At 52.1% G+C, this 24,398-nt stretch carries 24 protein-coding genes; 19 read left to right on the top strand and 5 right to left on the bottom strand.

Annotated features, from left to right (window positions below; all coding sequences use genetic code 11):
• Positions 1-3: 3 nt before the first annotated feature.
• From EVJ24_RS09565 to EVJ24_RS09490, 16 genes are all read left to right on the top strand, one after another.
• A complete protein-coding gene (locus tag EVJ24_RS09565) occupies positions 4-1,092 on the top strand; it encodes a PQQ-dependent sugar dehydrogenase (RefSeq protein ID WP_236637620.1) in 1,089 nt (362 codons plus the stop codon).
• Positions 1,093-1,187: 95 nt separating this feature from the next.
• A complete protein-coding gene (locus EVJ24_RS09560) occupies positions 1,188-2,396 on the top strand; it encodes a M48 family metallopeptidase (RefSeq protein ID WP_131441128.1) in 1,209 nt (402 codons plus the stop codon).
• Between the two features lie 105 nt (positions 2,397-2,501).
• Positions 2,502-4,253, top strand: a complete 1,752-nt coding sequence (locus EVJ24_RS09555; RefSeq protein WP_236637618.1) for a sensor histidine kinase — start codon at positions 2,502-2,504, stop codon at positions 4,251-4,253.
• Positions 4,250-4,957 carry a response regulator transcription factor gene (locus tag EVJ24_RS09550; protein ID WP_131441126.1) on the top strand — a complete coding sequence of 236 codons (708 nt, stop codon included), beginning with the start codon at positions 4,250-4,252 and terminating at the stop codon, positions 4,955-4,957. The genes EVJ24_RS09555 and EVJ24_RS09550 overlap by 4 nt, the downstream gene beginning before the upstream one ends.
• A 15-nt stretch (positions 4,958-4,972) precedes the next feature.
• Positions 4,973-5,686, top strand: coding sequence for a purine-nucleoside phosphorylase (gene deoD, locus EVJ24_RS09545; RefSeq protein WP_016508372.1), 714 nt, complete (start codon positions 4,973-4,975; stop codon positions 5,684-5,686).
• Positions 5,687-5,828: 142 nt separating this feature from the next.
• A complete protein-coding gene (locus EVJ24_RS09540) occupies positions 5,829-6,995 on the top strand; it encodes an MFS transporter (RefSeq protein WP_131441125.1) in 1,167 nt (388 codons plus the stop codon).
• Positions 6,996-7,100: 105 nt separating this feature from the next.
• On the top strand, positions 7,101-8,486 hold the full coding sequence (locus tag EVJ24_RS09535; RefSeq protein WP_131441124.1) for an aldehyde dehydrogenase: 1,386 nt from the start codon (positions 7,101-7,103) through the stop codon (positions 8,484-8,486).
• Between the two features lie 185 nt (positions 8,487-8,671).
• A complete protein-coding gene (locus EVJ24_RS09530; protein WP_070328897.1) occupies positions 8,672-9,382 on the top strand; it encodes a Crp/Fnr family transcriptional regulator in 711 nt (236 codons plus the stop codon).
• A gap of 183 nt (positions 9,383-9,565) precedes the next feature.
• Positions 9,566-9,685, top strand: coding sequence for a cytochrome c oxidase subunit 2A (locus EVJ24_RS09525; protein ID WP_233589685.1), 120 nt, complete (start codon positions 9,566-9,568; stop codon positions 9,683-9,685).
• A gap of 21 nt (positions 9,686-9,706) precedes the next feature.
• The gene (locus EVJ24_RS09520) at positions 9,707-10,177 is read left to right on the top strand and encodes a cytochrome c oxidase subunit II (protein ID WP_071399140.1); all 471 of its coding nucleotides are present in this window, start codon (positions 9,707-9,709) and stop codon (positions 10,175-10,177) included.
• On the top strand, positions 10,178-11,863 hold the full coding sequence (locus EVJ24_RS09515; RefSeq protein ID WP_070328899.1) for a b(o/a)3-type cytochrome-c oxidase subunit 1: 1,686 nt from the start codon (positions 10,178-10,180) through the stop codon (positions 11,861-11,863). It abuts the gene before it with no gap.
• A 48-nt stretch (positions 11,864-11,911) separates the two neighbouring features.
• Positions 11,912-12,520 (top strand): kinase, encoded by a 609-nt coding sequence (locus EVJ24_RS09510; RefSeq protein WP_131441122.1) that lies wholly within the window; start codon positions 11,912-11,914, stop codon positions 12,518-12,520.
• Positions 12,521-12,655: 135 nt separating this feature from the next.
• Positions 12,656-13,048 carry a GntR family transcriptional regulator gene (locus EVJ24_RS09505; RefSeq protein WP_070328901.1) on the top strand — a complete coding sequence of 131 codons (393 nt, stop codon included), beginning with the start codon at positions 12,656-12,658 and terminating at the stop codon, positions 13,046-13,048.
• Positions 13,026-13,706 carry an ATP-binding cassette domain-containing protein gene (locus EVJ24_RS09500; RefSeq protein WP_131441121.1) on the top strand — a complete coding sequence of 227 codons (681 nt, stop codon included), beginning with the start codon at positions 13,026-13,028 and terminating at the stop codon, positions 13,704-13,706. The genes EVJ24_RS09505 and EVJ24_RS09500 overlap by 23 nt, the downstream gene beginning before the upstream one ends.
• Positions 13,703-14,509, top strand: coding sequence for a hypothetical protein (locus EVJ24_RS09495; protein ID WP_131441120.1), 807 nt, complete (start codon positions 13,703-13,705; stop codon positions 14,507-14,509). The genes EVJ24_RS09500 and EVJ24_RS09495 overlap by 4 nt, the downstream gene beginning before the upstream one ends.
• A 9-nt stretch (positions 14,510-14,518) precedes the next feature.
• Positions 14,519-15,619, top strand: a complete 1,101-nt coding sequence (locus tag EVJ24_RS09490; RefSeq protein ID WP_131441119.1) for a hypothetical protein — start codon at positions 14,519-14,521, stop codon at positions 15,617-15,619.
• A 30-nt stretch (positions 15,620-15,649) separates the two neighbouring features.
• On the opposite strand, the gene EVJ24_RS09485 is transcribed toward EVJ24_RS09490, so the two are convergent.
• Genes EVJ24_RS09485 through EVJ24_RS09475 form a run of 3 tightly spaced genes read right to left on the bottom strand, consistent with a single transcriptional unit; the run spans position 15,650 to position 17,931 of the window.
• Positions 15,650-16,258, bottom strand: coding sequence for a hypothetical protein (locus EVJ24_RS09485; RefSeq protein ID WP_236637617.1), 609 nt, complete (start codon positions 16,256-16,258; stop codon positions 15,650-15,652).
• 29 nt (positions 16,259-16,287) lie between these two features.
• Positions 16,288-17,454 (bottom strand): DEAD/DEAH box helicase, encoded by a 1,167-nt coding sequence (locus tag EVJ24_RS09480; protein ID WP_131441117.1) that lies wholly within the window; start codon positions 17,452-17,454, stop codon positions 16,288-16,290.
• A 54-nt stretch (positions 17,455-17,508) separates the two neighbouring features.
• Positions 17,509-17,931, bottom strand: a complete 423-nt coding sequence (locus EVJ24_RS09475; protein WP_070328907.1) for a hypothetical protein — start codon at positions 17,929-17,931, stop codon at positions 17,509-17,511.
• Positions 17,932-18,291: 360 nt separating this feature from the next.
• Between EVJ24_RS09475 and pflB the strand changes: the two genes are divergently transcribed.
• Both pflB and pflA read left to right on the top strand, forming a co-directional pair.
• Positions 18,292-20,538, top strand: coding sequence for a formate C-acetyltransferase (pflB, locus tag EVJ24_RS09470; RefSeq protein WP_071399148.1), 2,247 nt, complete (start codon positions 18,292-18,294; stop codon positions 20,536-20,538).
• Positions 20,539-20,594: 56 nt separating this feature from the next.
• Entirely contained in the window at positions 20,595-21,311 is a 717-nt protein-coding gene (pflA, locus tag EVJ24_RS09465) for a pyruvate formate-lyase-activating protein (protein ID WP_131441116.1), read from the top strand.
• Between the two features lie 43 nt (positions 21,312-21,354).
• Here the strand turns inward: pflA and EVJ24_RS09460 are convergent, their stop codons facing one another.
• Positions 21,355-22,581 (bottom strand): NAD(P)-dependent malic enzyme, encoded by a 1,227-nt coding sequence (locus EVJ24_RS09460; RefSeq protein ID WP_131441115.1) that lies wholly within the window; start codon positions 22,579-22,581, stop codon positions 21,355-21,357.
• Positions 22,582-22,787: 206 nt separating this feature from the next.
• Positions 22,788-23,756 (bottom strand): ribosome small subunit-dependent GTPase A, encoded by a 969-nt coding sequence (rsgA, locus tag EVJ24_RS09455; protein ID WP_236637616.1) that lies wholly within the window; start codon positions 23,754-23,756, stop codon positions 22,788-22,790.
• A gap of 244 nt (positions 23,757-24,000) precedes the next feature.
• Between rsgA and EVJ24_RS09450 the strand changes: the two genes are divergently transcribed.
• Complete coding sequence (locus EVJ24_RS09450) at positions 24,001-24,384, top strand: lmo0954 family membrane protein (RefSeq protein WP_016508398.1); 384 nt, start codon at positions 24,001-24,003, stop codon at positions 24,382-24,384.
• The last annotated feature ends 14 nt before the right edge of the window (positions 24,385-24,398 follow it).

Here is a 24,398-nt window from a genome sequence, read left to right as displayed (position 1 = left end):
ACGTTGAAACGATGGTTACTCATGTTGTCACTCGTCTTTGTTGCCGGTTGTGCGTCTGATCCGGCGGACGATGCGGTCCAAGAAGAGGAAACCCCGATCGAACAACCGGCTGAATCGACGGAAGGGGCGCCGAACGAAGATGACGCGTTATCGGTTGGGGCGAACGAATCGATTGCGCGACAGCTCGACGTCCCATGGTCGATTACACGAACCGAGGACGGTTGGCTCGTTTCAGAGCGCGGGGGAACGATTGCTGTCATTGATGCTGACGGTAACGTCTCGCGTCAACCGGTCGAACTGACTGAAGATGTGCTTGAAATCGGGGAAGGCGGACTACTCGGTCTTGCTCTCGCGGATGACTTTGCGACGTCGCGACAGCTGTACGCCTATCATACGTACGGGACACCTGGGGATGTGCGGAACAGGGTCGTCGAATTGACGTGGGACGGAGAACGATTTGAAGAGACGGACATCGTCTTGGAAGACATACCCGGAGCGCAGTTTCATAACGGCGGACGCTTATTACTCGACGGTGACGTGATTTGGGTCACGACCGGAGACGCACTCGTCCCAGACCTCGCTCAAGATGAGACATCGATTGCCGGGAAAATCCTGCGCGTGCCGTTGTCCGGCGAAGGGGACCCGGTCGATTGGATTTATTCGTCCGGCCATCGGAATCCGCAAGGGTTGACCGTCATCGAAGACGTGCTCTATGCGAGCGAACATGGGGCGTCCGGTCATGACGAAGTGAACATCATCGAGCCAGGAAACAATTACGGGTGGCCGATCATCGAGGCCGATGAGACGGAAGACGGTCTCGAGACGCCTTGGTTTGAGGTCGGAGGAACGTCATGGGCGCCATCTGGCATCGTTGCCGACGATCAGTACGTCTATATGGCGACGTTGCGTGGGAATCGTTTGGTCGCGATCGACCGTGAGACGCGCGAAGTCGTTCCGCTCGTCGAGAATCAAGGTCGCATCCGTGACGTCTGGTTAGAAGATGATCGCCTGTATTACATCACGAACAATACGGACGGCCGTGGAAATCCAGGAGCGGAAGACGATCAACTGTTCGTGCTCGAATTACGTTAGAAACTGACATTTCGTCAGTTTCTATTTTTTTGTTGTTTTACGTGTGAGATTCCGTATAATAAAGACGGTAATTGGAAAATGAAGGAGTTAATGACATGAATCATTCAAAATTGGTACATAAGCACGAACAATTGTATTTCGGACTGCTTGTCGCGATGAGCATCCTGACAATTATTGTCGGAATCGTCTTGACGATTGCCTCACTCGGTATCTTCCTGTGGATCATCGGGCTAATCGTCTCGCTGTCGATGTTCGCACACTGGATTCAAATCGGCTATATTCGGACGAACGGGGTCAAAGTGACGGAGCGACAATTCGCCGACCTGCATGAGATGTATCAGCGCGTCGGACAAGGGATGGGTATCCGTTTGTTGCCAGACGTCTATATTTTACAGGCGGGCGGGGTCTTGAACGCGTTCGCGACCCGATTCTTCCAAAAGAATATGATCATCTTGTATTCGGACGTCGTGGAACTGTCGCGGAACGGTCAGACGAAAGAAGTCGAGTTCGTCATCGCGCATGAACTCGCGCACATCCGCCGCAATCACGTCCAAAAACAGTGGCTCGTCTTGCTCGGGAATATCGTTCCATTTTTAGGGACAGCGTATTCACGCGCTTGCGAATATACGTGCGACCGGATGGCCGCGCATTATATTCAAGACGAAGCGGCTTCAAAACGAGCGCTCACCATCCTCGCCGTCGGCGGAAAGCTCGCCAAAGAAGTGAACGAGTTCGACTATTTATATGAAGCAAGCCGTGAGAACGGGTTCATCGCCAAATATAGCGAACTGATTTCGACGCATCCGACATTGCCGAAACGGATCGCTGCTATCGCCACGCAAGCCGGTGAGGCGAACGTGCCGATGTTCAAGACGGCTGGTTATGTCAAAGCCTCAATCATCGGAACGATTGTCGTCACCGTGCTCGTCAACGGGGCCATCATCGCGTGGCTCGTCATGAGTGACGGGTTCACGGGCCTTGCCGCTTCACCGTTCAGCGAAGGATTCGCCGGTGAAATGGCTGAGGAGCCGCTCCAAGAATTGGCGTACGACAATGCCAGTTATGATGCGGTGGAAGAAGAGGTGATGAACGGAGCGGATGTGAACATGCAAGATGATTACGGGGACACGCCGCTCCATAATTTCCTTTATAGTGAGAACGTCGATGTAGAAACAATCACGTTATTACTTGATAGCGGGGCAGACGTATCGCTTGAAAACGAAGACGGAATGACGCCGGGTGAATTAGCAGCAAATATGGACCATTCCGACGAAGTGATTCAATTGATCAATTCATACGAGTGATAAGAAAGACTTGAGGCATCCTTTTTGGGGCTCAAGTCTTTTTTTACAACATGATTGCAAACGCTTGCATGACCCGTGATATAATCTTCAAGAGGAGGGGTGTCGGTGAGGAGCATCCGTACGAAATTGACTGGGATGATCGCATTGACGATCATCGTTCCGGTTATTTTAGCGACCGTCATATCATTTTGGTACGTCAAAGACCGGGAACGAGAGCGCGGTCTCGAGCTCACGGACTGGTCACTCGAGCGCGGGACGTTGCAGATCGAACGCTACATCTCTGACTTGAGCCGCCTGCCAACGAGCCTATACGCCAATCGGGACGTCCTCGACATTCTTGAATACGGTCCCGGGCTGTCACTCGAGCAGACGGAGCTTGAAGTTCGGCGGGCACTCCTTGGTATGTACTTATCACGGGAGGACGTCGCACAGATTCAATTGCTCATGCTTGAGGACATGGACTCGTTCGCCGCTTATAAAATGAAAGTGTCACCACGTTCGAAAAAACAACCGAGTGCGATTCAACAACAATTGCTGAAGTATGAAGAGAGCCGTGTCTTGCTCGAGGCGTCGCATCCGCTCGTCCCATACCACGACTTTGGACCGATTGTCTCGGCAGAAGAGGTCGTGACGCTCCATTTCCGGCTCGACAAGATCGAGACGGATAAACCGCTCGCGATCCTCTCGATCGATATACCGGAAGACGTGTTTGTCGGACAACTCGCGTCGTTGCAAAACAATCCGGAGGAAAGCCTTTGGTTCATCGGCGGGAACAATCAAGTGTTTGCCAAGCTTGGGGACGAGTACATCCCGGACACGGTGGCGGCGAAGTCGATGTCGGTCGACGGGAAACATCATCGGATCATTAAATCGTTCGAGTTTGAGAATCAAACGTTTTATGTCGGGAAATCGATTCCGGACCGGTTGTTGATTGAACCGGCATCCCGGACGTCATTCATTATCTTCGTCGTCGGGATGGTTTCGCTCGTGTTAGCGTTGATCGGTGCGACATACGCATCGATGCGTTTGACGACGCCGATTAAAACGCTCACGTCAAACATTTGGCGAATCGAGCAAGGGGACATGACCGTCTCGTTCGATTCCCTGGGAAATGACGAGTTCGGTGTGCTCGGCCGCCAATTTAAACGGATGATCGAACGGATCGATGACTTGATTCAGCGCGAATATCGGTTGGCACTCGAAAATCGGACGAACGAACTGCGCGCCCTGCAGGCGCAAACGAACCCACACTTTTTATTCAATGCGCTACAGTCGATCGGGACGCTCGCCCTAAAAGGGGATGGTAAAACGGTTTATCGCTTAATCACACAGTTATCCTCGATGATGCGGTACACGATGCACCCGGCCGAGTCGATGGTGACGCTCAAGCGCGAAGTCGAGCATCTCAATTCGTACGTTCGGCTCCAACAGGTCCGTTTCCCCGATCAGTTCGACGTCGAGGTCGACGTCCCGGACGCGTTGCTCGACTTGATCGTTCCGAAGATGATCCTCCAACCGCTCGCTGAGAACTTTTTCAAACATGGGTTTGAGCGGGACGGGGCGACGGCGGCCAATCGGTTCTGCTTAAACATCCGTCAAACGGGAGCCGACCTCATCATCCGTTGTGAGAACAGCGGGCGAGCGATCTCGGACTTTGAGCTGAACGCCCTGCAACAACGGATCGAACGGTCGACAGGACCGATTCATGGTGCGGAAGGCACCGGTTTAAAGAACATTCGCGATCGACTCATGTTAAACTATAATCGGGAGGCTGAGTTTATGTTGGCTACACCAGAGACCGGCGGATTCCGCATAGTCATGCGTTTCCCGGCCGTGAAGGAGGCGGGTGCGTCATGACGAAAGTATTGATCGTCGACGATGAGTCGCCAGTACGGGAAGCGGTCAAATTGCTTGGGGAGTGGGAACGTCTCGGCGTCACGAAAGTGTTCGAAGCGAGCGACGGCGAAGAAGCGAAACGGATTATCACGAAAGAGCGCCCGGCCTTGGTTTTATCGGATATTCAAATGCCGCGTTGCAACGGGATTGAGTTGATGGAATGGGTGCATCAAGAGGTGGAGTCGGTAAAGCTGATCGTGTTGACCGGGTACGATGAGTATTCGTATATGCGGCGCGCGATTCAGCTCGGCAGCTTCGATTACTTGCTGAAACCGATTGATCCGGACGTGTTGAACGATACGCTCGAACGTGCCCTCGCAGACGTCTGCCCAGCCGAGGAGGACCCAATCTTCCAAATCGGTGCGTTTATCGAGCGTCATTATGCGGAACAGCTCAGCTTGCAAGGGATGAGCGAGCGCTTTTACTTGAGCCGCGAATACATATCGCGTCGTTTTAAGCAGCAGTATGGCGTCAACTTATCCGAGTACTTGTTGTCGATCCGCATGCTCGAGGCCAAGCGTCTCCTTGAAACAAGTAGACAACGTATTTATGAAGTCGCCCAAGCGGTTGGTTTTTCGGACGACAAATACTTCCGAAAAGTCTTTAAAAAACAAGTTGGTGTTACCCCGAACGAATATCGGGAAGACTACCAACGACAACTTTAAAGGAGGAATTTTATCATGAGTGTACACATTGGGGCAAAAGAAGGACAAATCGCAGAAACGGTATTACTTCCAGGAGATCCGTTGCGCGCGAAATACATCGCTGAGACGTTCTTAGAGGATGTCGAACTGTATAACGAAGTGCGTGGCATGTACGGTTTCACGGGTACGTATAAAGGCAAACGCATCTCTGTTCAAGGGACAGGTATGGGTGTGCCGTCGATGTCGATTTACGTCAACGAATTGATCATGTCGTACGGTGCTAAAAACTTGATTCGTGTCGGTACAGCCGGCGGGATTCAAGAAGACGTCAAAGTGCGTGACGTTGTCATCGCGATGAGCGCATCGAGTGAGATGGGACAAAACCGTGTCCGGTTCGATGGCATGGACTACGCACCGACAGCGACGTTCGACCTCCTACATCGTGCGTATATGAACGCGGAGAAAGCGGGCATCCCGGTCAAAGTCGGTCAAATCTTCACGGCCGACCAGTTCTACCAAGATGACTTCCACCACTTCAAAAAGTGGGCGGACTTCGGTTGCCTCGCAATCGAGATGGAAGCAGCCGGCCTTTACACGCTCGCGGCGAAACATAAAGTCAACGCCTTGACGATCCTCACGATCTCTGACCACTTGTTAACGGGTGAAGAGACGACATCAGAAGAACGTCAATCGACGTTCGACGAGATGATTCGTGTCGCCCTCGACACAGCAGTCGAAGTGACAAACTAAATCATAAGTCCCTACAGACGCAACGTTTGTAGGGACTTTTTGTGTCAGTGTGCCAACGTGTCTATACAAAGCGGAACCGGCAAGCTAGACTGAAGCTGAAAACTCAGTGTCCGTGGAGGTGCTGAGCTAAGGAGAGAATTCCGTGAATAAACCATCCGCTTTTGTGATTTATAGTATCGTCTTTTTTGCGTTTTTTGATCTGTTTGCCCAACTTCCCGTCATGAGCACGTTCGCGACCTCAGTCGGTGCGACGCCGTTCATCGCCGGTGTCGTCATTGCCATCTATTCATTGTCTAACACGTTCGGGAACATTTTGTCTGGCGTTTGGACGGACAAGTTCGGCCCGTTCCGAATCTTACTCGTCGGTCTAGTGTTATCAAGTGCGAGTCTGCTCATGTATCGCCTTGTCGATGATGCTTCGATGTTATTGGTGGTGCGTGTCGTTCACGGATTCGTGGCCGGCTTGATTGTACCGGCTGCGTTTACGCTATCCGCGAACTTGACCGCGGCCAATCGACAAGGGAAGAAAGTGGCGCTCACCGGGAGCTTCGTCGGGTTGGCGGCGATTCTAGGACCAGCGTTTAGCGGCATCATGGCCAGCCGCACATCGGTCCCGGTTGTATTTACGTACGTGGCGGCGTATGGCGTGCTTGTGGCTTTGCTTGCCCTCGTCGTGTTGAAGCGGTTGCGATTCGCTGGGAAACATGAGGACCGGCGCGAAGCGGTTGGCTCGAAAACGCTAGAGCGTGACGTCGTCAAAGCGTATGTCGGTGCGTTTTTATTGATGTTCTCGCAAGGAGCGCTCGCTTATTTATTACCGCTTTACGTGCAAGCGCTCGGTTACGACTCACGGCTCAGCGGGATGTTGCTCAGCACGTTTGGCGTTGCTGCCGTCCTTGTGTTCGTCTTGCCGACGAACCGTATCTTCGACCGGTTCGAGCCGGCGCGCTTGGCTGCGCTCGGGATCGGCATTCTTGGGGTTAGTCAAATTCTGATTGGTTTGTCGGGTAGCGCAAATCTGCTCTATCTCGTGCTCGGCTGTTATGGCATCGGCTTCGCTATTTTGTTCCCGGCCATCAACACGATGTTGATCAAAGCGACGAACAGTGCCAATCGCGGCAAATCATACGGCTACTTCTATGCGTTCTTCTCGCTCGGTACGGTCGTGGGCTCGGCTCTCTTAGGGTGGCTGTCCGTCTCGTTAACGCAGAAATTCACGCTAACCGGGATTGTTTTGCTGCTAGCGGGCCTGCTTTTGATTGTGATCGAGCAGACAAGGAAACGTGTCGTTTCAAACAAGACCGGGTGAGACGGGCACGTATCAAGCAGCAACGGTTGAACGTTCAAAATGGTCGGGTCTGATTGGATAGTGATAAGATGAAGACAGCGTTATCACTCAAAGGGAGGCAGATTTATGCTCGCACCAATCGAACAGTTGACGATCGAAGAGCTCATCAGTAAGCAACGTCGTTTCTTTAAGACGCAAGCGACCAAATCGCTCGCATTCCGTCTCAGTATGTTGACGTTTTTGAAAGAATCGATCAAACATCACGAAGCAGAGATTATCGAAGCGTTAAAAACAGATTTAAATAAATCAGAGCTCGATGCGTTCACGACGGAGATCGGCTTTATTTACGACGAGATCAGTCGGACGAATCGAGAGTTGAAGCGTTGGATGCGCCCGAAACGTGTCCGCGGTGCAGCGATCCACCTCGGGACACAAAGTGAGGTCATATTTGAACCGCGCGGTACCGTTCTGATCATCGCTCCTTGGAATTATCCGTTCCAATTGGCAATCGCACCGCTCATCGGAGCAATCGCGGCCGGGAACACGGCTGTCGTGAAACCGTCGGAATTGACGCCGAACGTGGCCCAAGTGATGACGAAAGTGCTCGAACGGGCGTTCACCGATCGTTACGTCGTCAGTATCGAAGGGGATAAAGACGTCGCTCAAGCTCTACTCGAACAAAAATGGGATCACATCTTCTTCACCGGTTCGACCCCGGTCGGAAAAATCGTCATGGAGGCTGCGGCCAAGCAATTGACGCCGGTCACACTTGAACTCGGTGGGAAGTCACCGGCCATCGTCCATGAAGATGCCAATATTAACATTGCGGCGAAACGAATCGCATGGGGGAAATGGATGAACGCCGGGCAGACGTGTGTCGCCCCGGACTACGTGCTCGTCCACGAATCGAAACGTGATGCGTTTCTTGAAGCGATCAAGCGGGAAGCGTTCACAATGTTTGGGAACGGAATCGGGACAGAACGGTTCACCCGGATCGTCAGCGAGTCTCATTTTGATCGGTTGACGAGTTATTTGAGTCAAGGAGACGTCTTCTTCGGGGGAGCGACGGAGCGGGAAAGCTTGAAAATCGCCCCGACCGTCATGACGGATATTCATGATGGGGCGGCTGTTATGAAAGACGAGATTTTCGGACCGATTTTGCCGGTGCTGACGTATCGTCAACTCGATGAGGCGATCGAGTTTGTGTCCGACCGTCCGCATCCGCTCGCGCTCTATCTGTTCACGGAAACGAAAGCTGTCGAACAGACGGTGCTCAAGCATCTGACATTCGGCGGCGGTTGTGTCAACGATGTCCTCATGCATTTGACGAACCCGAACTTGCCATTTGGCGGTGTCGGGGAGAGTGGGATGGGGGCTTATCACGGACGCTATAGCTTTGAGGCGTTCAGCCATGCCAAATCAATCTTACGCAACACGACAAAATTTGATGTGCCGATTCGTTATCCAAACTTTAAAGGTGCTGAGAAGCTGATCCGTCTCGTCTATCGCTGAGACTGATCTGAGACTGTAGACTTTCTACAGTCTTTTTTTTATGAGAACGATTTGAAAAATAGAAGATTGTTTGAAATGTCACATACTTTTGTGATCAGGGTGCTCACGCTACTGTATAATAAAGCCATAAATGAAACGTACGAGACATTCCAGGCACGAATGAATTGTGGAGGGAGCAGACGAATATGTCTACGAAATGTGGGACGACCGAACCGAACAGCTTTATCTTTTCAGCGGAGACGAAACAGTTATTGCTCGAAATGATGACACCTCAAGACTACCCGAAGGCTAGCATCGTCTGTTGGGAAGGTGAGAAGTGTGATAAATTCTTTTATTTGAAGAGCGGATCTGTCAAATTCACAAAGATCACGAAAAAAGGGAATCCGATCGTCATGTTCTTATATGGCGCCGACGATTTTTTTGGTGAGTTTGATATCGTCGACACGTTCCCGAGTTCTTACAGCATCGAGACGACGGAAGAAAGTGTCATTGGCGTTATTTCAAAGAAAGACATCGAGACCATCATGCAGCAAGACGCCAAATTTGCCGGTGACGTGCTGCGCTGGACGTCGATGATGCGTAAGCATTCAGAGATGAAACTGCGTGATTTGCTATTGTACGGAAAGCCGGGAGCGCTCGCTTCGACGTTGCTTCGGATGGCGGCCATGCACGGCGTGGAGGAAGATGACGCGGTCGTCATCTCACGACATCCTTCCGATGGGGAGCTCGGTCAACTGATCGGGGCACCGCGTGAGACCGTCAACCGGATGATGAACCAGTGGCGAAAAGAAGGCGTCCTGACAACGACGGGAAACTCGATCGTCTTGCATGATATCGATTTCTTAAAAGAGCTGTGCCACTGTGAAGGCTGTCCGGCCGGGATTTGCCGATTATAACGAGGAACCGTCTCTTAGAGAGGCGGTTTTTTGTCGTCTTGATTTGGTCAATTGTGAATTTTATGTGTGGAAACTACGCAAAAATGATGTGATTGTCACTTTTGGAGTGATAAAAGTCACATATTAAGTCGGGGTGAATTTCATACAATGAAAGAGGAAATCATAGCGAAAGGGGTCCTTCACGTGGATAAGAACGGTGGACAAGAACCGAATCTGAAAGGCACGTTTACATCGGTCATGATCGTCGCGGGTGTCATCATCGCCATGTGGTCGTCGGTCTTTTATTTATTTGTTACACGATAACGTCAAAAGGAGAAAACAAACATGCATATTCATAAGCTTGAAAAATATTGGTTGATCTTTGGCATCGTTCTATTAGGCGTGTTTTTGACAGTGCTCGGCATTTCGGCGTTTGCGGCCGGCAACCAGCCCGCATCGGACGCCGATTTGATCGACCCGGCGAAAGTGCATCAGACGGCGCCGTTCGATAAACCTGGACTTAATAAAATTGGTGATAACGAATACGAACTCGTCATGGTCGCGCAGGCGTTCACGTTCACACCGGGTAACGTTGAAATCCCGAAAGGTGCGAAAGTGACGTTTCTCGTCACGTCACCGGACGTCGTCCACGGTTTCCAGTTGACGGGAACACCGGTCAACATGATGGTCGTACCGGGACATATCAACTCGCTCACGTATACGTTTGAAGAAGCGGGCGAATTTTTAATCCTCTGTAACGAATATTGCGGTACGGGACATCACATGATGTCGACAAAAATTAAGGTGGTGGACTAAATGAACGACGTAGCCTCAAAACTGAAACAGTGGGAAATGGAGCGCGGCGTGCCGGTGCCGAGCATCGGTGTGAAAGAAGCGCGCCTCGCCTATGCCCACGTTGTCGTCTCGGTACTCGCCGTCTTGATTGGAGCGATTGCGGGACTCATGCAGACGCTCATTCGTACAGGAATCATTCCGGAAGTATTCGGTTACTATCAATTGTTGACGGCCCACGGTATCATGCTCGGTCTCGTCTTTACGACGATGTTTATCATCGGCTTACTTTACGCGCTGCTCGCCAAGTCGTTCGGACGGTTTGAATCGTTCCCGACACGTGTTGCTTGGCTCGGTTTTTGGATGATCATCGCCGGGGCGGTACTCGTGACGATCATGGTGCTCGCCAATAAAGCGACTGTACTTTACACGTTCTACGCTCCGCTCATGGCCGACCCGATCTTCTATGTCGGTCTCGTTCTCTTCGTCGTCGGTACATGGTTCTCGGCGTTCGCGATGTTCCGCATGTATGCGGACTATAAACGGGAACACCCTGGCGTCCATCCGCCACTCCCAGCGTACATGAGTATCATGACGATGTTGCTCTGGGTCATCGCGACACTCGGTGTTGCCGGGACGATTTTGTTCCAACTGCTCCCGCTCTCGCTCGGATGGAAAGACACGGTCGGGATTGAACTGAGCCGGACGTTGTTCTGGTACTTCGGTCACCCGCTCGTTTACTTCTGGCTCATGCCGGCCTATATCGTCTGGTATACGGTCGTGCCGAAAGTCATCGGTGGGAAGATCTTCTCGGACGCGCTCGCGCGGATGGCGTTCTTGTTGTTCCTCTTGTTCTCGTTCCCGGTCGGTTTCCACCACCAGTTGACAGAGCCGGGGATTGATCCGTTTTGGAAGTTTGTCCAAGTCATCTTGACGTTCCTCGTCGTCATTCCGTCGTTCATGACGGCGTTCTCGCTGTTCGCGACGTTCGAGCTGCGGGGACGCGCTCTCGGAGCACGCGGTCTGTTCGGTTGGGTCAAAAAGATGCCGTACGGCGATGTGCGTTTCCTCGCCCCGTTCGTCGGGATGTTGTTCTTCATTCCGGCTGGTGCCGGCGGTATCATCAACGCGTCGCACCAATTGAACGCGATGGTCCATAACACGCTTTGGGTCACCGGTCACTTCCATATCACGGTCGGAACGGCCGTCGCCTTGACGTTCTTTGGAACCGCCTATTGGCTCGTACCGGTACTACGCGGACGTACACTCACGAAATCAATGAACCGTCTCGGTTTGATTCAGACGGGGACGTGGGCGTTCGGGATGTCGATCATGTCGTATGCCATGCACATCTCAGGCCTTCAAGGTAACCCGCGCCGGACCGGTCCGGCGACGTATTTCTCAGACGCGTTGACGCGTGAATGGATCCCGTACCATATGGCGATGGCAATCGGCGGGACAATCCTTCTCGTCTCGGTGCTCATCTTCGTCTATTCGATGTTCAACTTGTCATTCCTCGCACCAAAAGGCGAGGAAGAGTTCCCACTCGCGGAAACGGAAGAGGCGGCGATGGAGACGCCACGGTTCTTCGAGAACTGGAAGCTCTGGATCACGGTCACGTTCGTCTTGATCGCATTCGCCTACACGGTTCCGATTTGGCACTTGATTGAAAGCGCGCCTCCGGGAGCGAAAGGTTGGGTGCTCTGGTAAACTGAAGTCAGCCTCTAGGGCTGACTTTTTTGATTTGGGGGAGAACGTATGGAGACGTTACAGGAAGTGATTCGTGAAGCATACGCTAACCGTGTCCACGACCGGCCGTTCGTCGTCGCAATCGACGGCTTGAGCGGGGCGGGGAAGACGACGCTCGTCGAACAATTGAGTGGTATCGCGCCGAAAGAACTGCTTCTACATATTGATGACTTCATCGTCGAACGGGCCCGGCGCTATGAGACGGGGCAGCCTGAGGCGGTGGAATACTATGCGCTCCAATGGGACGTCGATCTGCTCGTGAAGATGTTGTTCGAGCCGTTGTCCCGAGGTGAGACGCGTCTGACGTTGCCATACTATGAGCGAGACGAAGACACGATTGTCATGCGGACGATCGATGTGGCTCCGAATGCGCTCGTGTTGGTTGAAGGCATCTTCTTATTGCGGGACGAGTGGCGGTCGTATTTCGACTACATCGTTTATGTCGACTGCAAACGAGAGACGCGTTACAAGCGTGTGCTCAATCGCGATACGTACATCGGGGACATGGCGAAACGGCTCGCCAAATATGAGCGCCGCTACTGGCCGGGTGAAGCGCACTACATCAAGACGGTCAATCCAGTGATACGAGCCGACTATATCGTCCGCTCATCAAATTGACGCATCCTAATCAATGAGGATGCGTCTTTTGTTTTGGATTGTTTTGGGAAATTATTATTGACAGTCAAGTGTATTACAGTAATAATACAGTCAGATAGTGTATTAGTCGCATCATACACTTAGAGAGGTGACAACATGATCATTCAATTTAACACGAGGTCTCCCGTCTACATCCAAGTCGTCGACTACTTCAAAAAGAAGATGGCGCTAGGCGAGTTGAAGGCGGGCGAAGAGATGCCGTCGCGACGAGAGCTCGCGACCGAACTGAAAATCAATCCGAACACCGTCCAAAAGGCGTTCAAGGAAATGGAGGAACAGCAATTGATCACGACCGAACGCAATCGTCCAAGTCGGGTGACGACGGACGACCACGTATTAAAACGAATTCGGACCGAACTCGTCGATGAGGCGGTCGCTGTCTTCGTAGAATCGATTCAAGAGCTCGACGTCACGATGGACGAGCTCGTCAGCAAAATCAAACGGCAATACGGGGAGGGGAATCTCGATGATCGAGGTACTGGGAGTTAAGAAGCGTTACCGCAAAAAACAAGTCATCGAAGATGTGTCGTTCACGGCCAACAAAGGCGAGATCACATGCCTCATCGGTCTGAACGGGACCGGGAAGTCGACGATTTTAAAAGGCATCATGGGGCTGACTCCGTTTGACCAAGGCAACGTTTTGATTGACGGCAAGCCGATCGATTTGAACAACGTCGCGTTCGTACCGGACCATTCGACGTTCCCGATCCACTTTTCGATCGAGCAGTGCGAAGCGTTCATGCGCGACTTTTATCCGAAGTTCGACACGAAGTTGTTCGCCCGTCTCGTCGACGAGTTCAAACTGTTTCCGGAAGATAAGTTGAGCGAACTGTCGAAAGGGACGCTCGCGAAAGTCAATTTGGCGCTCGGCATCGCCCAAGACCCAGATTACTTGCTGCTCGACGAACCGTTCTCAGGTATTGATGTGTTCTCGAAAGAACAGATTGTCGAGCTGTTCTCGAGCGACATCATGGAAGATCGCGGTGTCTTGATCACGACGCATGAGATTGACGACATCGAGTATTTGGTCGACAAGGCCGTCATGTTGAACAGGGGACGGATCGTCCGTGAATTCGACGTCGAGGACGTCCGCTTCATTCACGGGAAATCGATCGTTGACGTCATGAGAGAGGAGTATGGCGCATGAAATTGTTAAAACTACTCGGATGGGAAGTCGAGCGGGCGACGAAACCGTATCTCATCTTGATCACGCTTCTCGTCGTCACCCAATTTGCTTGGCTCGGCTTCTTCTTATGGAGCGAGACGAATATGTATGAGACGATTCGACGCACCGGGACACCGGATTACGTCTTAACGTTTGCCAATTATCTTGGAGGGACGCCGTTCATTTTGTCGATCGGCGTTGCGATTGCGGCGATGCTCCTCTATAGCTTTTGGATTTGGTATCGTGACTTTCAGGGACGCGGCACGTTCATGATACGACTATTGATGATGCCGCAACAACGGATGCTCGTCTTCGCTGCGAAGCTCGCAACGATGATGTTGATGGTGCTCGGGCTATTATCGGTCCAATGGATTGCCCTTAAGCTTCAGTACATAGCATTCACCGGGTGGTTCGATTCACAGATGATTTCGGTGGGTGGATCGTTCGAGCAAGCGATTCGCTTCGATGGGGCTCTCTCGCCGATGTATCCCGCGTCTTTCATCAATTTCCTGATTCATCAAGTGCTCATCGTGCTTGTCATTTTGTTCATCTTCGCATTCGTGTTGATTGAGCGGAGTCTATGGCAACGCACATTATGGTCACCAATTATTGCGATATTGATGCTCGGGGCGTTGATTTCCGTTCCTGTGACGGCGTTCTTCTTCCTAGAAAGTCGATTGTTCATGGACGAGATGATGGTTGTAGTTGGGCTCGGTCTGATGGGATGGATGAGTGCAACGGTATGGTTAGGTCGTCGCTATTTGACGAAAAAACTAAGTGTGTGAGGTGAGTGTATGAAGCGTGTGTGGAATGTGGCAGCGCTCGGCGCTGTCGTCATTATCGGACTCGGGACTTTTGCTTTCGATATGAGGGACACGAAAGCAGAATGGGACTTGGCGGTCACGACGAATCCTGAGGTTTGGAAAGATCAAACGGTGAACTTGTACTACAACACGGAAGAAGGCGAGAAAGAACGGTTCGAAGTGACGACCGACCAGAGTCAGGTGACGACTGATTTGAATTATATCGAACAGGCGTTAGCGTATGACGACGAGGTCGACTCGTCAGTGCGCGACTTTTATCGCCAACTCTCAGGCCTAAGTTTCGTGCAATCGATTCAGACGCCTGACGGTTATATCGGGGTCGGGCAGGACGGGAATAAAGAGATTGCAGTGTTTCGCTTGAACGGTCAGGACGTGACCAAACAGCTCTTTGGGACAGACGTTAGTGGTGCGTCTGAACTCATGGATAGTCCTTGGGCCGGCCTGTTCGTTCGTGAAGGAAACGTCCATGTCATTTATCGCGACGGTTACGGGGAAAATGCAGAAACGAAAATCGCTAGGTTCGATGAGGACGCCAAACAAATCATGATTGAAAGCTTGGGGTTGAAAGATGAGGGGATTTCGTCCGTGACAGGAACTTCTTGGGCGTTCAGACCGTATGTGATGACGATTGACGCGGACAATCGGTTCATCCCGGTCAGTGTGACCGAACAGACATCGGTTACAGAAGGTGGAGAAACGTATTGGAGTGAGCAAGAAAAAATCGGGATTTATGCGTATGACGTGGAAACGAAGCAAGTGGTCGAATTGACGCCGGACGGTGACATGTGGAATGCGACCGTTTACGAAGATCGATTGATTGCTTTGCAAGAAGAGGGGACTGAACTCGTCGTCGACTTGAAAACGGGTAAATCATCGACGCGTCAAGTCATCGATGGTTCGGTCGGCACGACTTCATACGTCGGAGACCGACTGTATCATGCCCGTCCGATAAAAGAGGGCGCCGTCATCGATGTATATGAAGATGGAAAATCCATAGCGAGCGCCGTCGTGAAAGCGACGAACGATGAGGCGAAAGCATTGTTATCCAATACGGAGTATTATGTGGAATAACAAATAAACCGAGAGGCGGCTGCCTCTCGGTTATTTCGTTGGCTTCGGGATGATGACCCCTTCTTCTAAATCAAGCAACATATCGATCAGTTCCGCACAAAACTCAGGGAATTGATCGAGGAATGCACCTGGACCGACCTCATCCGTAAAGTCGATGTACAGGTCCGCTACGTTGCCAGCCATCTTCGCTGGAAGTGCGAGGAAGGCCGACCCGAAGCGCCAGCTGCCACGGATGTCGAGCAGCTTGCCGAGCATGACGTCGCCTGGTTCGCGTACTTCCGGAAGCATTACCTTGTACGTCTCTTTCGTCTCCCAATCACGTAAGCCGTCTTCGGTCACTTCAAACACAGAGCACCGGGGGACGGCGAGACCACGCAAGGCGTGATAAAGGGCGGGTGACATATCGGCTTTATGGTCCGCCAAATAGCGGCCGTGCGGTGTCATCCCGTCCTCATCCGTCTCAAAGAAGACGGCCCAATCGATGAACAAATCACGGAACAGTTCGGCGTCTTTCAAGTGCCACGTGCCTTCCGAAGCGATCTCTTGGATGTAGTTCGTCCATTGCGTGCTGCGTGCGAGTGCCGCTTGCTCGTATAACTTTTTCAGTTCGGCCAGCAATTCGGACTCTTCGACGAGCAAAGGGAAGGGAATTACTTTCCGGTCTTTTTTCATCGCCGTGGTCCTCGCTTGTCTGCAGGACGTTTGACGACCGGCGGTTTGTCTTCGATCCGTTTCTCGATGACTTCGCCACGGTAAATCTCAAGCTCTTTCAATTCGACACCGAGCTGGCGGGCGAACGATTTTAAGTGCGTCAAATCTTCCGGAGTCACGATCGACAGGACCGTACCGGCCGCGTTACCGCGAGCGGTCCGTCCTGAGCGGTGGATGAAGTCATCGGTCGATTCAGGTAAATCGAAATGGACGACGTGCGTCACTTCATCGATGTCGAGTCCGCGCGCTGCGAGACCCGTCGTGATGAGGAGCGGATATTCGCCTTTACGGAATTCGCGGAGCGTCTCGACGCGGGCACGTTTCCCTTTCAAGCTATCGAGCATACGGTAGTTCACTTTCATCTTATCGAGCTCACCTTTGAGCGGCGGTAAGAACGAGCGGTTGTTGATGAAGGCGAGCACTTTGACACCGTCGACGTGTGATAGGCGACGAAGCAATTCTGGCTTATAGCGACGTGTCGTCAACATATAGCCGTACGTCACTTGAGCACTGACAGTCCGTTCGACCTTCACGTGAACCGGTTCTTTCAAGAACGGGGCAGCCCAGGCTTGGAGCGTATCCGTCAACGTCGCCGAAACGAGTGAGATTTGATGCTCGTGCGCCGTATGGTTGATGATGCGCTCAGCCGCTTCCGTCAATCCGCTGTCGATGATTTGATCGGCTTCATCGAGCACAATCGTATGCGTTTCGTGCAGTTTAAGTTTTTTCTTCTCGATCAATTCAACGAGACGTCCTGGTGTCCCGACGATCAAATGCGGTTTTTTCTTCAAGCGATCGATTTGGCGCTTCAGTTCGACGCCACCGATGAACGAGGCGATCCGAACGTCACCTTTTTCGGTGAAACGTTGCGCCACCGTTTGGATCTGCATGACGAGTTCGCGCGTTGGTGCGACGATGACGACTTGGATGCGATCGTTCGAGGCATCGATTTTTTCAATAGCGGGTAAAAGATAAGCGAGTGTCTTACCTGTTCCTGTCGGTGCTTCGATCGTGACGTCTTTTCCTTCTAAAAGGGGCGGGAACGCTTCCGCTTGGACCGGCATCGGTTCGTTAAAGCCAAGGCGTTTCCAGGCTTCGTTAATGAATGGTTTTGTAAAGTTCATATCAGTTCTCCTTATCGTTGGGCAAAAACAAAGGAAGCATAAGCGCTCCCTGGTTCAAATATAGCGAACATGTTCCGTGTCTTGGTCAATTGATGAACGGAGCGTCTGTGTGTACACTTGTCCGTCCTCGACGAGTTTGATGTGCACGTCGATGTGCTCAGGCGAGGCTTCGACACCTTCGACCGTGAAGCCTTGATACACGCGGTATTCCAATTCTTTGAGCAATTTTGCATAGGCGTTTAGTTCTGGATACGTCGTCGCGACGTCGATTGGGCGTGACACGAGTGCGACCATTAAATGGTCACGGAAATCAATGAAATCTTCATTCTCGATATCGTCATCAAAGCGAATCCAAAAGCCTTTTTCTTCAAATTCTGTGATAAATCCGTCGCGCTTGTCTCCAGCCTCTTCGACTTTAAGGGAGATGCGGTCACCGGCTTTTAAGTTATGCTCGGCTGTTAATGGTTCATACGTCATGGGAAGAACCCCTTCCTCTTCTACAATGTTCTGCTTCCATTGTGCTCGATATAAGGCAAAAATTCAAGTTCTATCCCGAACCTGTGAGTTAAGTCACTACAAAAACTGTATGATTTTTCACAACTCCTTAAAAATAATACAGGATTCACAAGAACGTTAACGGATAGGGATTCGTCTGTTTCTATGTAAGTTAAAAAATGACTATAACAGATAAAATAGCGCTTACAAAAACGGCATAACACCAATGTTCATGAGATTGTTACAACTTTCACAAGAATGTAAAACATATTGTTCACGTTTTCACGTACACTCATATTATAAGGAATCAGGCAGTTATCTCAACTATGAGGAGTGACCATAATGGCAACTGAAATTAAATCAGCCTGGTCAGGATTTGTTCCTGGGCAGTGGACGAACGAAGTGAATGTCGGTGAATTTATCCGCTTGAACCGCCACGAGTATACAGGGGATGACCGTTTCTTAGTCGGACCGACAGAGGCGACGAATCGTCTTTGGGGACAAGTGATGGAATTGACGAAAGAAGAACGGGAACGCGGGGGCGTTTGGGACGTCGATCAAAACACGCCGTCGACAATCATCTCACACGGACCTGGGTACTTAAATAAAGACCTTGAAAAAGTCGTCGGTGTCCAAACGGACGAACCGTTCAAACGCTCGATTCATCCGAACGGCGGCATTCGCATGGTCGACGCCGCGCTCGAGTCATACGGCTTCGAACCAAATCCTGAAATCACAAAAATCTATTCAGACATTCGTAAAACACACAACCAAGGTGTTTTCGATGCCTACACACCAGAGATGCGGGCAGCACGTAAGTCAGGGATCATCACAGGTCTCCCAGACGCATACGGACGTGGCCGGATCATCGGTGACTACCGTCGCGTTGCCTTGTACGGTTTAGACTTCTTGATTGCCGAGCGTAAAAAAGATTTGGCGAACAATGGCGGTTTCCTCTCGGAAGCAGACATTCGGACGCGGGAAGAGATGTCTGAACAGCTTCGTGCCCTTCAAGAATTGAAACAACTCGGCGCTGCTTACGGATTCGACCTCGGTCGCCCGGCTGAAACGACGCAAGAAGCCTATCAATGGGTATATCTCGCTTACCTTGCAGCTGTCAAAGAACAAAACGGTGCGGCGATGTCTCTCGGACGCGTATCGACATTCCTTGACGTGTACGCTGAGCGTGACATGGCGGCGGGCCGTTTGACAGAGTCAGACGTCCAAGAAATCGTCGATCACTTCATCATGAAACTCCGCATCGTCAAATTCTTGCGGACGCCTGACTATAACGAATTGTTCTCTGGAGATCCAACGTGGGTCACGGAATCAATCGGTGGGATGAGTGAGGATGGCCGTTCGAACGTCACGAAGAGCTCGTTCCGTTTCCTTCACTCGCTCACAAACCTCGGCCCGGCACCAGAACCGAACTTGACGGTACTTTGGTCGACGAAATTACCGGAAGGATTCAAACAATATTGCGCGAAGATGTCGATTGAGACGTCGGCGATCCAATACGAGAACGACGATCTCATGCTTCCAGAGTTTGGTGACGATTACGGCATCGCCTGCTGTGTGTCACCGATGAAGATCGGCAAACAGATGCAGTTCTTCGGTGCCCGTGCCAATATGGCGAAAGCACTCCTCTACAGCATGAACGGTGGACGCGATGAGAAGAGCGGCGATCAAATTGCTCCGGCTTGGGACATGAACACAGAAGACGTCCTCACGTACGATAAAGTGTACGCTGACTTCGACCGGACGCTCGACTGGCTCGCGGAGCTTTACGTCAACACACTCAACGTCATTCACTTCATGCACGATAAATACGCGTACGAACGGATTGAAATGGCGCTCCACGACCCTGAAATCTTACGGACGATGGCTTGTGGTATCGCTGGCCTTTCGGTGACGGCCGACAGCTTGTCAGCAATCAAATATGCGACGGTCAAACCGGTCCGGAATGAATTCGGCATCGCCGTCGACTTTGAAACAGAAGGCGACTTCCCGAAATTCGGAAACAACGATGACCGTGTCGACGCGATCGCTGTCGAACTCGTAGAATCGTTCATGGAAAAAGTCCGGAAACACAAAACGTACCGCGACGCGCTTCATACGCAGTCGGTCTTGACGATCACGTCGAACGTCGTCTACGGCAAGAAAACAGGGAATACGCCGGACGGCCGTCGTGCTGGTGAGCCGTTCGCACCGGGTGCGAACCCGATGCACGGCCGCGATACGAAAGGAGCGGCAGCGTCGCTCTCGTCAGTCGCTAAACTTCCGTTCGAACACGCGCAAGACGGTATCTCATACACGTTCTCGATCGTACCGAAAGCACTCGGTAAAGAAGACGTCGCACGTGAACTTAACTTGGCGGCACTTCTTGACGGCTATATGGGTGGCGAGCACAAAGGTCACCACTTGAACGTCAACGTCTTCAACCGTGAGACGTTGCTCGACGCCATGGAACATCCAGAAGAGTATCCGCAGCTCACGATCCGCGTATCAGGTTACGCCGTCAACTTCATCAAGTTGACACGCGAGCAACAGATCGACGTCATCAACCGGACGTTCCACGGTTCATTATAAGTAAAGGCTTGGCGGCCTTCGCTTGAAGGCCGCTCATTCGTTAGGAGGTCATCTCGATGACAATGGGATATGTACACTCGGTCGAATCGTTTGGAACCGTTGACGGCCCGGGAATTCGTTTTATCGTCTTTTTGCAAGGTTGTGCGCTTCGCTGCTTGTATTGCCACAACGCTGATACGTGGGATTTTAAAAAGAATAACCATCGTTCGGCCGAGGACGTCATTCAAGAAGCGCTCAGCTATCGTCCGTTCATGGAAGCATCAAAAGGCGGCATTACAATTTCAGGGGGCGATCCGCTCGCGCAGCCAGAGTTTTTAGAAGCGCTGTTGCGTGAAGCGAAAAAACACGGGCTCCACACGACGCTCGATACGTCGGGTGCACTCCGTCCCCCTAACCTTGACGCCATCTTAGACCACACCGACCTCGTCTTGCTCGATATTAAACACATCGATGACGACATGTGCAAGAAACTGACAGGACGGAGCAACGCCAACACGCTCGCGCTTGCTGAACACTTATCCGAGCGCGGAACGAAAATGTGGATTCGCCACGTCCTTGTCCCGGAATGGACGCTGGATGAAGGGGCGCTCCGGCGCACGGCGGCGTTCATTCAAAAACTCGACCACGTCGAGAAAGTCGAAATCTTGCCGTATCATGAGATGGGCGTCTATAAATGGGAGGCGCTCGGCCTCGACTATCCGTTAAAAGGCATCAAACCACCGACGGCGGAAGAAGTCGAATGGGCGGAAGGAATCTTGCAAGGTACGGTATAAAAAAACTGCGCAGCCTCTCTTGAGGACTGCGCAGTTTTTCATGTTATAGCCGCTTATCACGTACGTGGCGGCGGATAGCGTCCTCGTCGAGCGGACGGTTGGCAACACCGGTCTCGACAGCGGTCTTCGCGACAGCGATTGCGACGGTCGGTGCGACCCGCTCGTCGAACGGACTCGGGATGACGATGCCGTTCGCGAGGTCTTCTTCTGTCAATAAGTCGGCGATCGCATGGACGGCCGCTTCTTTCATCTCTTCGTTGATCTCTGACGCCCGGACGTCGAGCGCCCCACGGAAAATACCGGGGAAGGCGAGGACGTTGTTCACTTGGTTGGCGAAGTCCGAGCGACCGGTCGCGACGATGCGGGCACCAGCGGAAGTCGCGAGATCCGGCATAATCTCCGGCACCGGGTTCGCGAGGGCGAAGATGATCGAATCTGTGGCCATCGAGCGGACCATGTCCTCGGTGACGGCACCTGCGGCCGAAACACCGATGAAGACGTCTGCCCCCTCGAGCACGTCTGAGAGTGTGCCGACGTGGAGCTTCCGGTTCGTCGCCTTGGCGATCTGGTCTTTGAACGGGTTCATGCCGTCGGCGCGTCCTTCATAGATCGCACCTTTCGTATCACAGATGACGAGGTCCTCTACGCCGAAGCGCTTGAGCAGCTTGGCGATGGCGATGCCGGCGGCCCCGGCTCCGTTCATGACGACGCGAAGTTCAGGCATCGCTTTGTCGACTAGACGGAGTGCGTTGACAAGGCCGGCCAAGACGACGATGGCCGTCCCGTGTTGATCGTCATGGAAGACCGGGATCGGGAGCGTCTGCTTCAACCGGGCCTCGATTTCAAAACATTCGGGTGCCTTGATGTCTTCTAAGTTGACGGCGCCGAACGTCGGGGCGAGCAGTTCGACCGTCCGCACGATTTCATCGACGTTGTGTGTGTCTAAACAAATCGGGAACGCATCGACCCCGGCGAAACTTTTGAACAGGACGGCCTTGCCTTCCATGACCGGGAGGGCGGCTTCCGGACCGATGTTGCCGAGCCCGAGTACGGCGCTTCCGTCCGAGACGACGGCGACCGTGTTGGCGCGCAACGTATATTCATAGGACAGCTCTTTATTTTCAGCGATGCGGCGGCACGGTTCGGCGACGCCCGGTGAGTAGGCGAGGCTGAGCGCTTCTGTCGTGTCGACGTCGACTTTCGGTGTCGTCTCCAATTTACCGTGGTGCAAAGCATGCATCTCGAGTGCGCGTTCGTTCAATGTTTTCATAACTCTCTCCCTGTGTGCGTACGATTTTTGTCTGTCACAATCGACTACATTGTATCGAAGAAACCGCTTACTTTCGAGCGTTTTACCTGCTATGGACGCAATTATTTCTGAACGATTGTTCATATATGTGGAATTGGTCTTAACATTTGGTGCTAATCATAAACGAAAACAAAAAGAGTCGCGGATATTCCGCAACTCCTTTGATTTCATGCTCTCGTCTTGCGCTGTTTCTTTTCTGCTAGTCGTGCCGCTTCGGCTTGGCGTTTTTCAGCGTAACGCAGCTCGCGTTCGAGTTTGACGTAACTCGCATACCGTTTTTTATCGAGCGCACCGGTCGCAATCGCGTCGCGAACGGCACAACCGGGTTCGGCTTGATGCGAGCAGTCACGGAACCGGCATCGTTCTGACAACTCCTCGATATCGCTGAACGTGTCGTCGAGATGATCGGCGCCGTCCCAAAGACCGAACTCACGCATGCCGGGCGTGTCGATGATGAAGAAGTCGTCGACGCGGAACAGTTCGCGATGCGTCGTCGTATGCTTGCCGCGCTCGTCGCTTTCGCGGACGGCTTGCGTCTCGGCGAGTGTTTTCCCGGCAAGCGCGTTTGTCAGCGTCGATTTCCCTACGCCGGACGAACCGACGAGGACGAGCGTGCTCCCGCTCGGCAGTGCAGTTCGCAATGCCTCGACCCCGTCGCCGGTGATCGAGCTGACCGGGAAGACGTCAATGCCTGGCGTCGTCAGTTGGATGTCTTGAACGAGTGGGGCCACATCAGTTACTTGATCAGCCTTCGTTAAGACGATAAGCGGTATCGCCCCCGTCTCCCAGGCGGCGAGCGAGTAACGCTCGAGCCGGCGCAGGTTGAAGTCGTGACCGACCGCCATCGTGATTAAAATATAGTCGACGTTCGCGCAGATCAGTTGTTCGCGCGTCTCGTTGCCGGCGGCTGTCCGTGAAAGAACAGTCCGTCGTTCAAGGAGACGTCGAACCGTACCTTGACCGTGCTCGCGAACCGTGAACTCGACGAAGTCGCCGATGACCGGATAGTCGCGCTCGCTCATCGCCTCGTGGCGAAATTTGCCCGATATCCCGCATGTGAAAGCAGCGTCCTCTGTCGTTACCGTGTACATATGTTGGAACTGTGCTGTGACGCGTCCCGTTGTTGTGTGATCCAAATCGAATCCTCCTTTTAGTTGTGGAGGACAACTGCCCTCCTGTTGGCTGACAAGGTGTATACGGCTGTTTGTAAGGTGCTCATAAAACATCATCCTTTCATTGTTCGATACATTCAATGTACCACATTTTCTGATAACGCTATCATCTCAGTCTACAGACCGAGGGAAAACAAGCCTTCCGCTCGTCGCCATCTTTTAAATGGCGTATTATGATAAGAGTGTACTTAATGAGGAGGGATGACAGATGAATCGCCAAGTGAAGCAAGTGTTGTTCATCGTGGCGGCAATCTCTCTAGTTCTCGTCCTAATCGGCTTTTTACCAAATATGATCATGTTTGGTTTGGGGGCGCTCTTAGCACTTTGGGCTGGAGTCAGATTCATGGCCGTGACGCATGTCGGCGCAAAAATCGGTTACGGCTTGCTCGCTGTGATCGGGATCATCACGATTTTGTCGAATATTTGGGCGTTAATCGGAATTGTGGTGGCATGGATGTTGTTTAAAGGGTATATGATGTATGCCAACCAAAAGCGGGACGTTGAGATTTTAAATGCGGACGGGTCGCGTGCTAGTCGTAGCAGCTTCCAATCGTTCGATCAAGTCTGGCAAAAGTTTGTAAACCGTCGCTAAGTTTTTAGAAGGAG

Origin of the sequence: Exiguobacterium sp. SH1S21 (assembly GCF_004337175.1) — a bacterium.
Taxonomy (GTDB): Bacteria; Bacillota; Bacilli; order Exiguobacteriales; family Exiguobacteriaceae; genus Exiguobacterium; species Exiguobacterium aurantiacum_A.
This window is presented reverse-complemented; position numbering and strand designations above follow the sequence as displayed.

Excerpts from the sequence above, each read along its gene's own strand:
- EVJ24_RS09495 (WP_131441120.1), top strand. The coding sequence starts at position 13,703 with ATGAAATTGTTAAAACTACTCGGATGGGAAGTCGAGCGGGCGACGAAA.
- EVJ24_RS09560 (WP_131441128.1), top strand. The coding sequence starts at position 1,188 with ATGAATCATTCAAAATTGGTACATAAGCACGAACAATTGTATTTCGGA.
- EVJ24_RS09535 (WP_131441124.1), top strand. The coding sequence starts at position 7,101 with ATGCTCGCACCAATCGAACAGTTGACGATCGAAGAGCTCATCAGTAAG.
- EVJ24_RS09520 (WP_071399140.1), top strand. The coding sequence starts at position 9,707 with ATGCATATTCATAAGCTTGAAAAATATTGGTTGATCTTTGGCATCGTT.
- EVJ24_RS09500 (WP_131441121.1), top strand. The coding sequence starts at position 13,026 with ATGATCGAGGTACTGGGAGTTAAGAAGCGTTACCGCAAAAAACAAGTC.
- EVJ24_RS09450 (WP_016508398.1), top strand. The coding sequence starts at position 24,001 with ATGAATCGCCAAGTGAAGCAAGTGTTGTTCATCGTGGCGGCAATCTCT.
- EVJ24_RS09510 (WP_131441122.1), top strand. The coding sequence starts at position 11,912 with ATGGAGACGTTACAGGAAGTGATTCGTGAAGCATACGCTAACCGTGTC.
- EVJ24_RS09550 (WP_131441126.1), top strand. The coding sequence starts at position 4,250 with ATGACGAAAGTATTGATCGTCGACGATGAGTCGCCAGTACGGGAAGCG.
- EVJ24_RS09490 (WP_131441119.1), top strand. The coding sequence starts at position 14,519 with ATGAAGCGTGTGTGGAATGTGGCAGCGCTCGGCGCTGTCGTCATTATC.
- pflA (WP_131441116.1), top strand. The coding sequence starts at position 20,595 with ATGACAATGGGATATGTACACTCGGTCGAATCGTTTGGAACCGTTGAC.
- EVJ24_RS09460 (WP_131441115.1), bottom strand. The coding sequence starts at position 22,581 with ATGAAAACATTGAACGAACGCGCACTCGAGATGCATGCTTTGCACCAC.
- pflB (WP_071399148.1), top strand. The coding sequence starts at position 18,292 with ATGGCAACTGAAATTAAATCAGCCTGGTCAGGATTTGTTCCTGGGCAG.
- deoD (WP_016508372.1), top strand. The coding sequence starts at position 4,973 with ATGAGTGTACACATTGGGGCAAAAGAAGGACAAATCGCAGAAACGGTA.
- EVJ24_RS09505 (WP_070328901.1), top strand. The coding sequence starts at position 12,656 with ATGATCATTCAATTTAACACGAGGTCTCCCGTCTACATCCAAGTCGTC.
- EVJ24_RS09530 (WP_070328897.1), top strand. The coding sequence starts at position 8,672 with ATGTCTACGAAATGTGGGACGACCGAACCGAACAGCTTTATCTTTTCA.
- EVJ24_RS09475 (WP_070328907.1), bottom strand. The coding sequence starts at position 17,931 with ATGACGTATGAACCATTAACAGCCGAGCATAACTTAAAAGCCGGTGAC.
- EVJ24_RS09515 (WP_070328899.1), top strand. The coding sequence starts at position 10,178 with ATGAACGACGTAGCCTCAAAACTGAAACAGTGGGAAATGGAGCGCGGC.
- EVJ24_RS09480 (WP_131441117.1), bottom strand. The coding sequence starts at position 17,454 with ATGAACTTTACAAAACCATTCATTAACGAAGCCTGGAAACGCCTTGGC.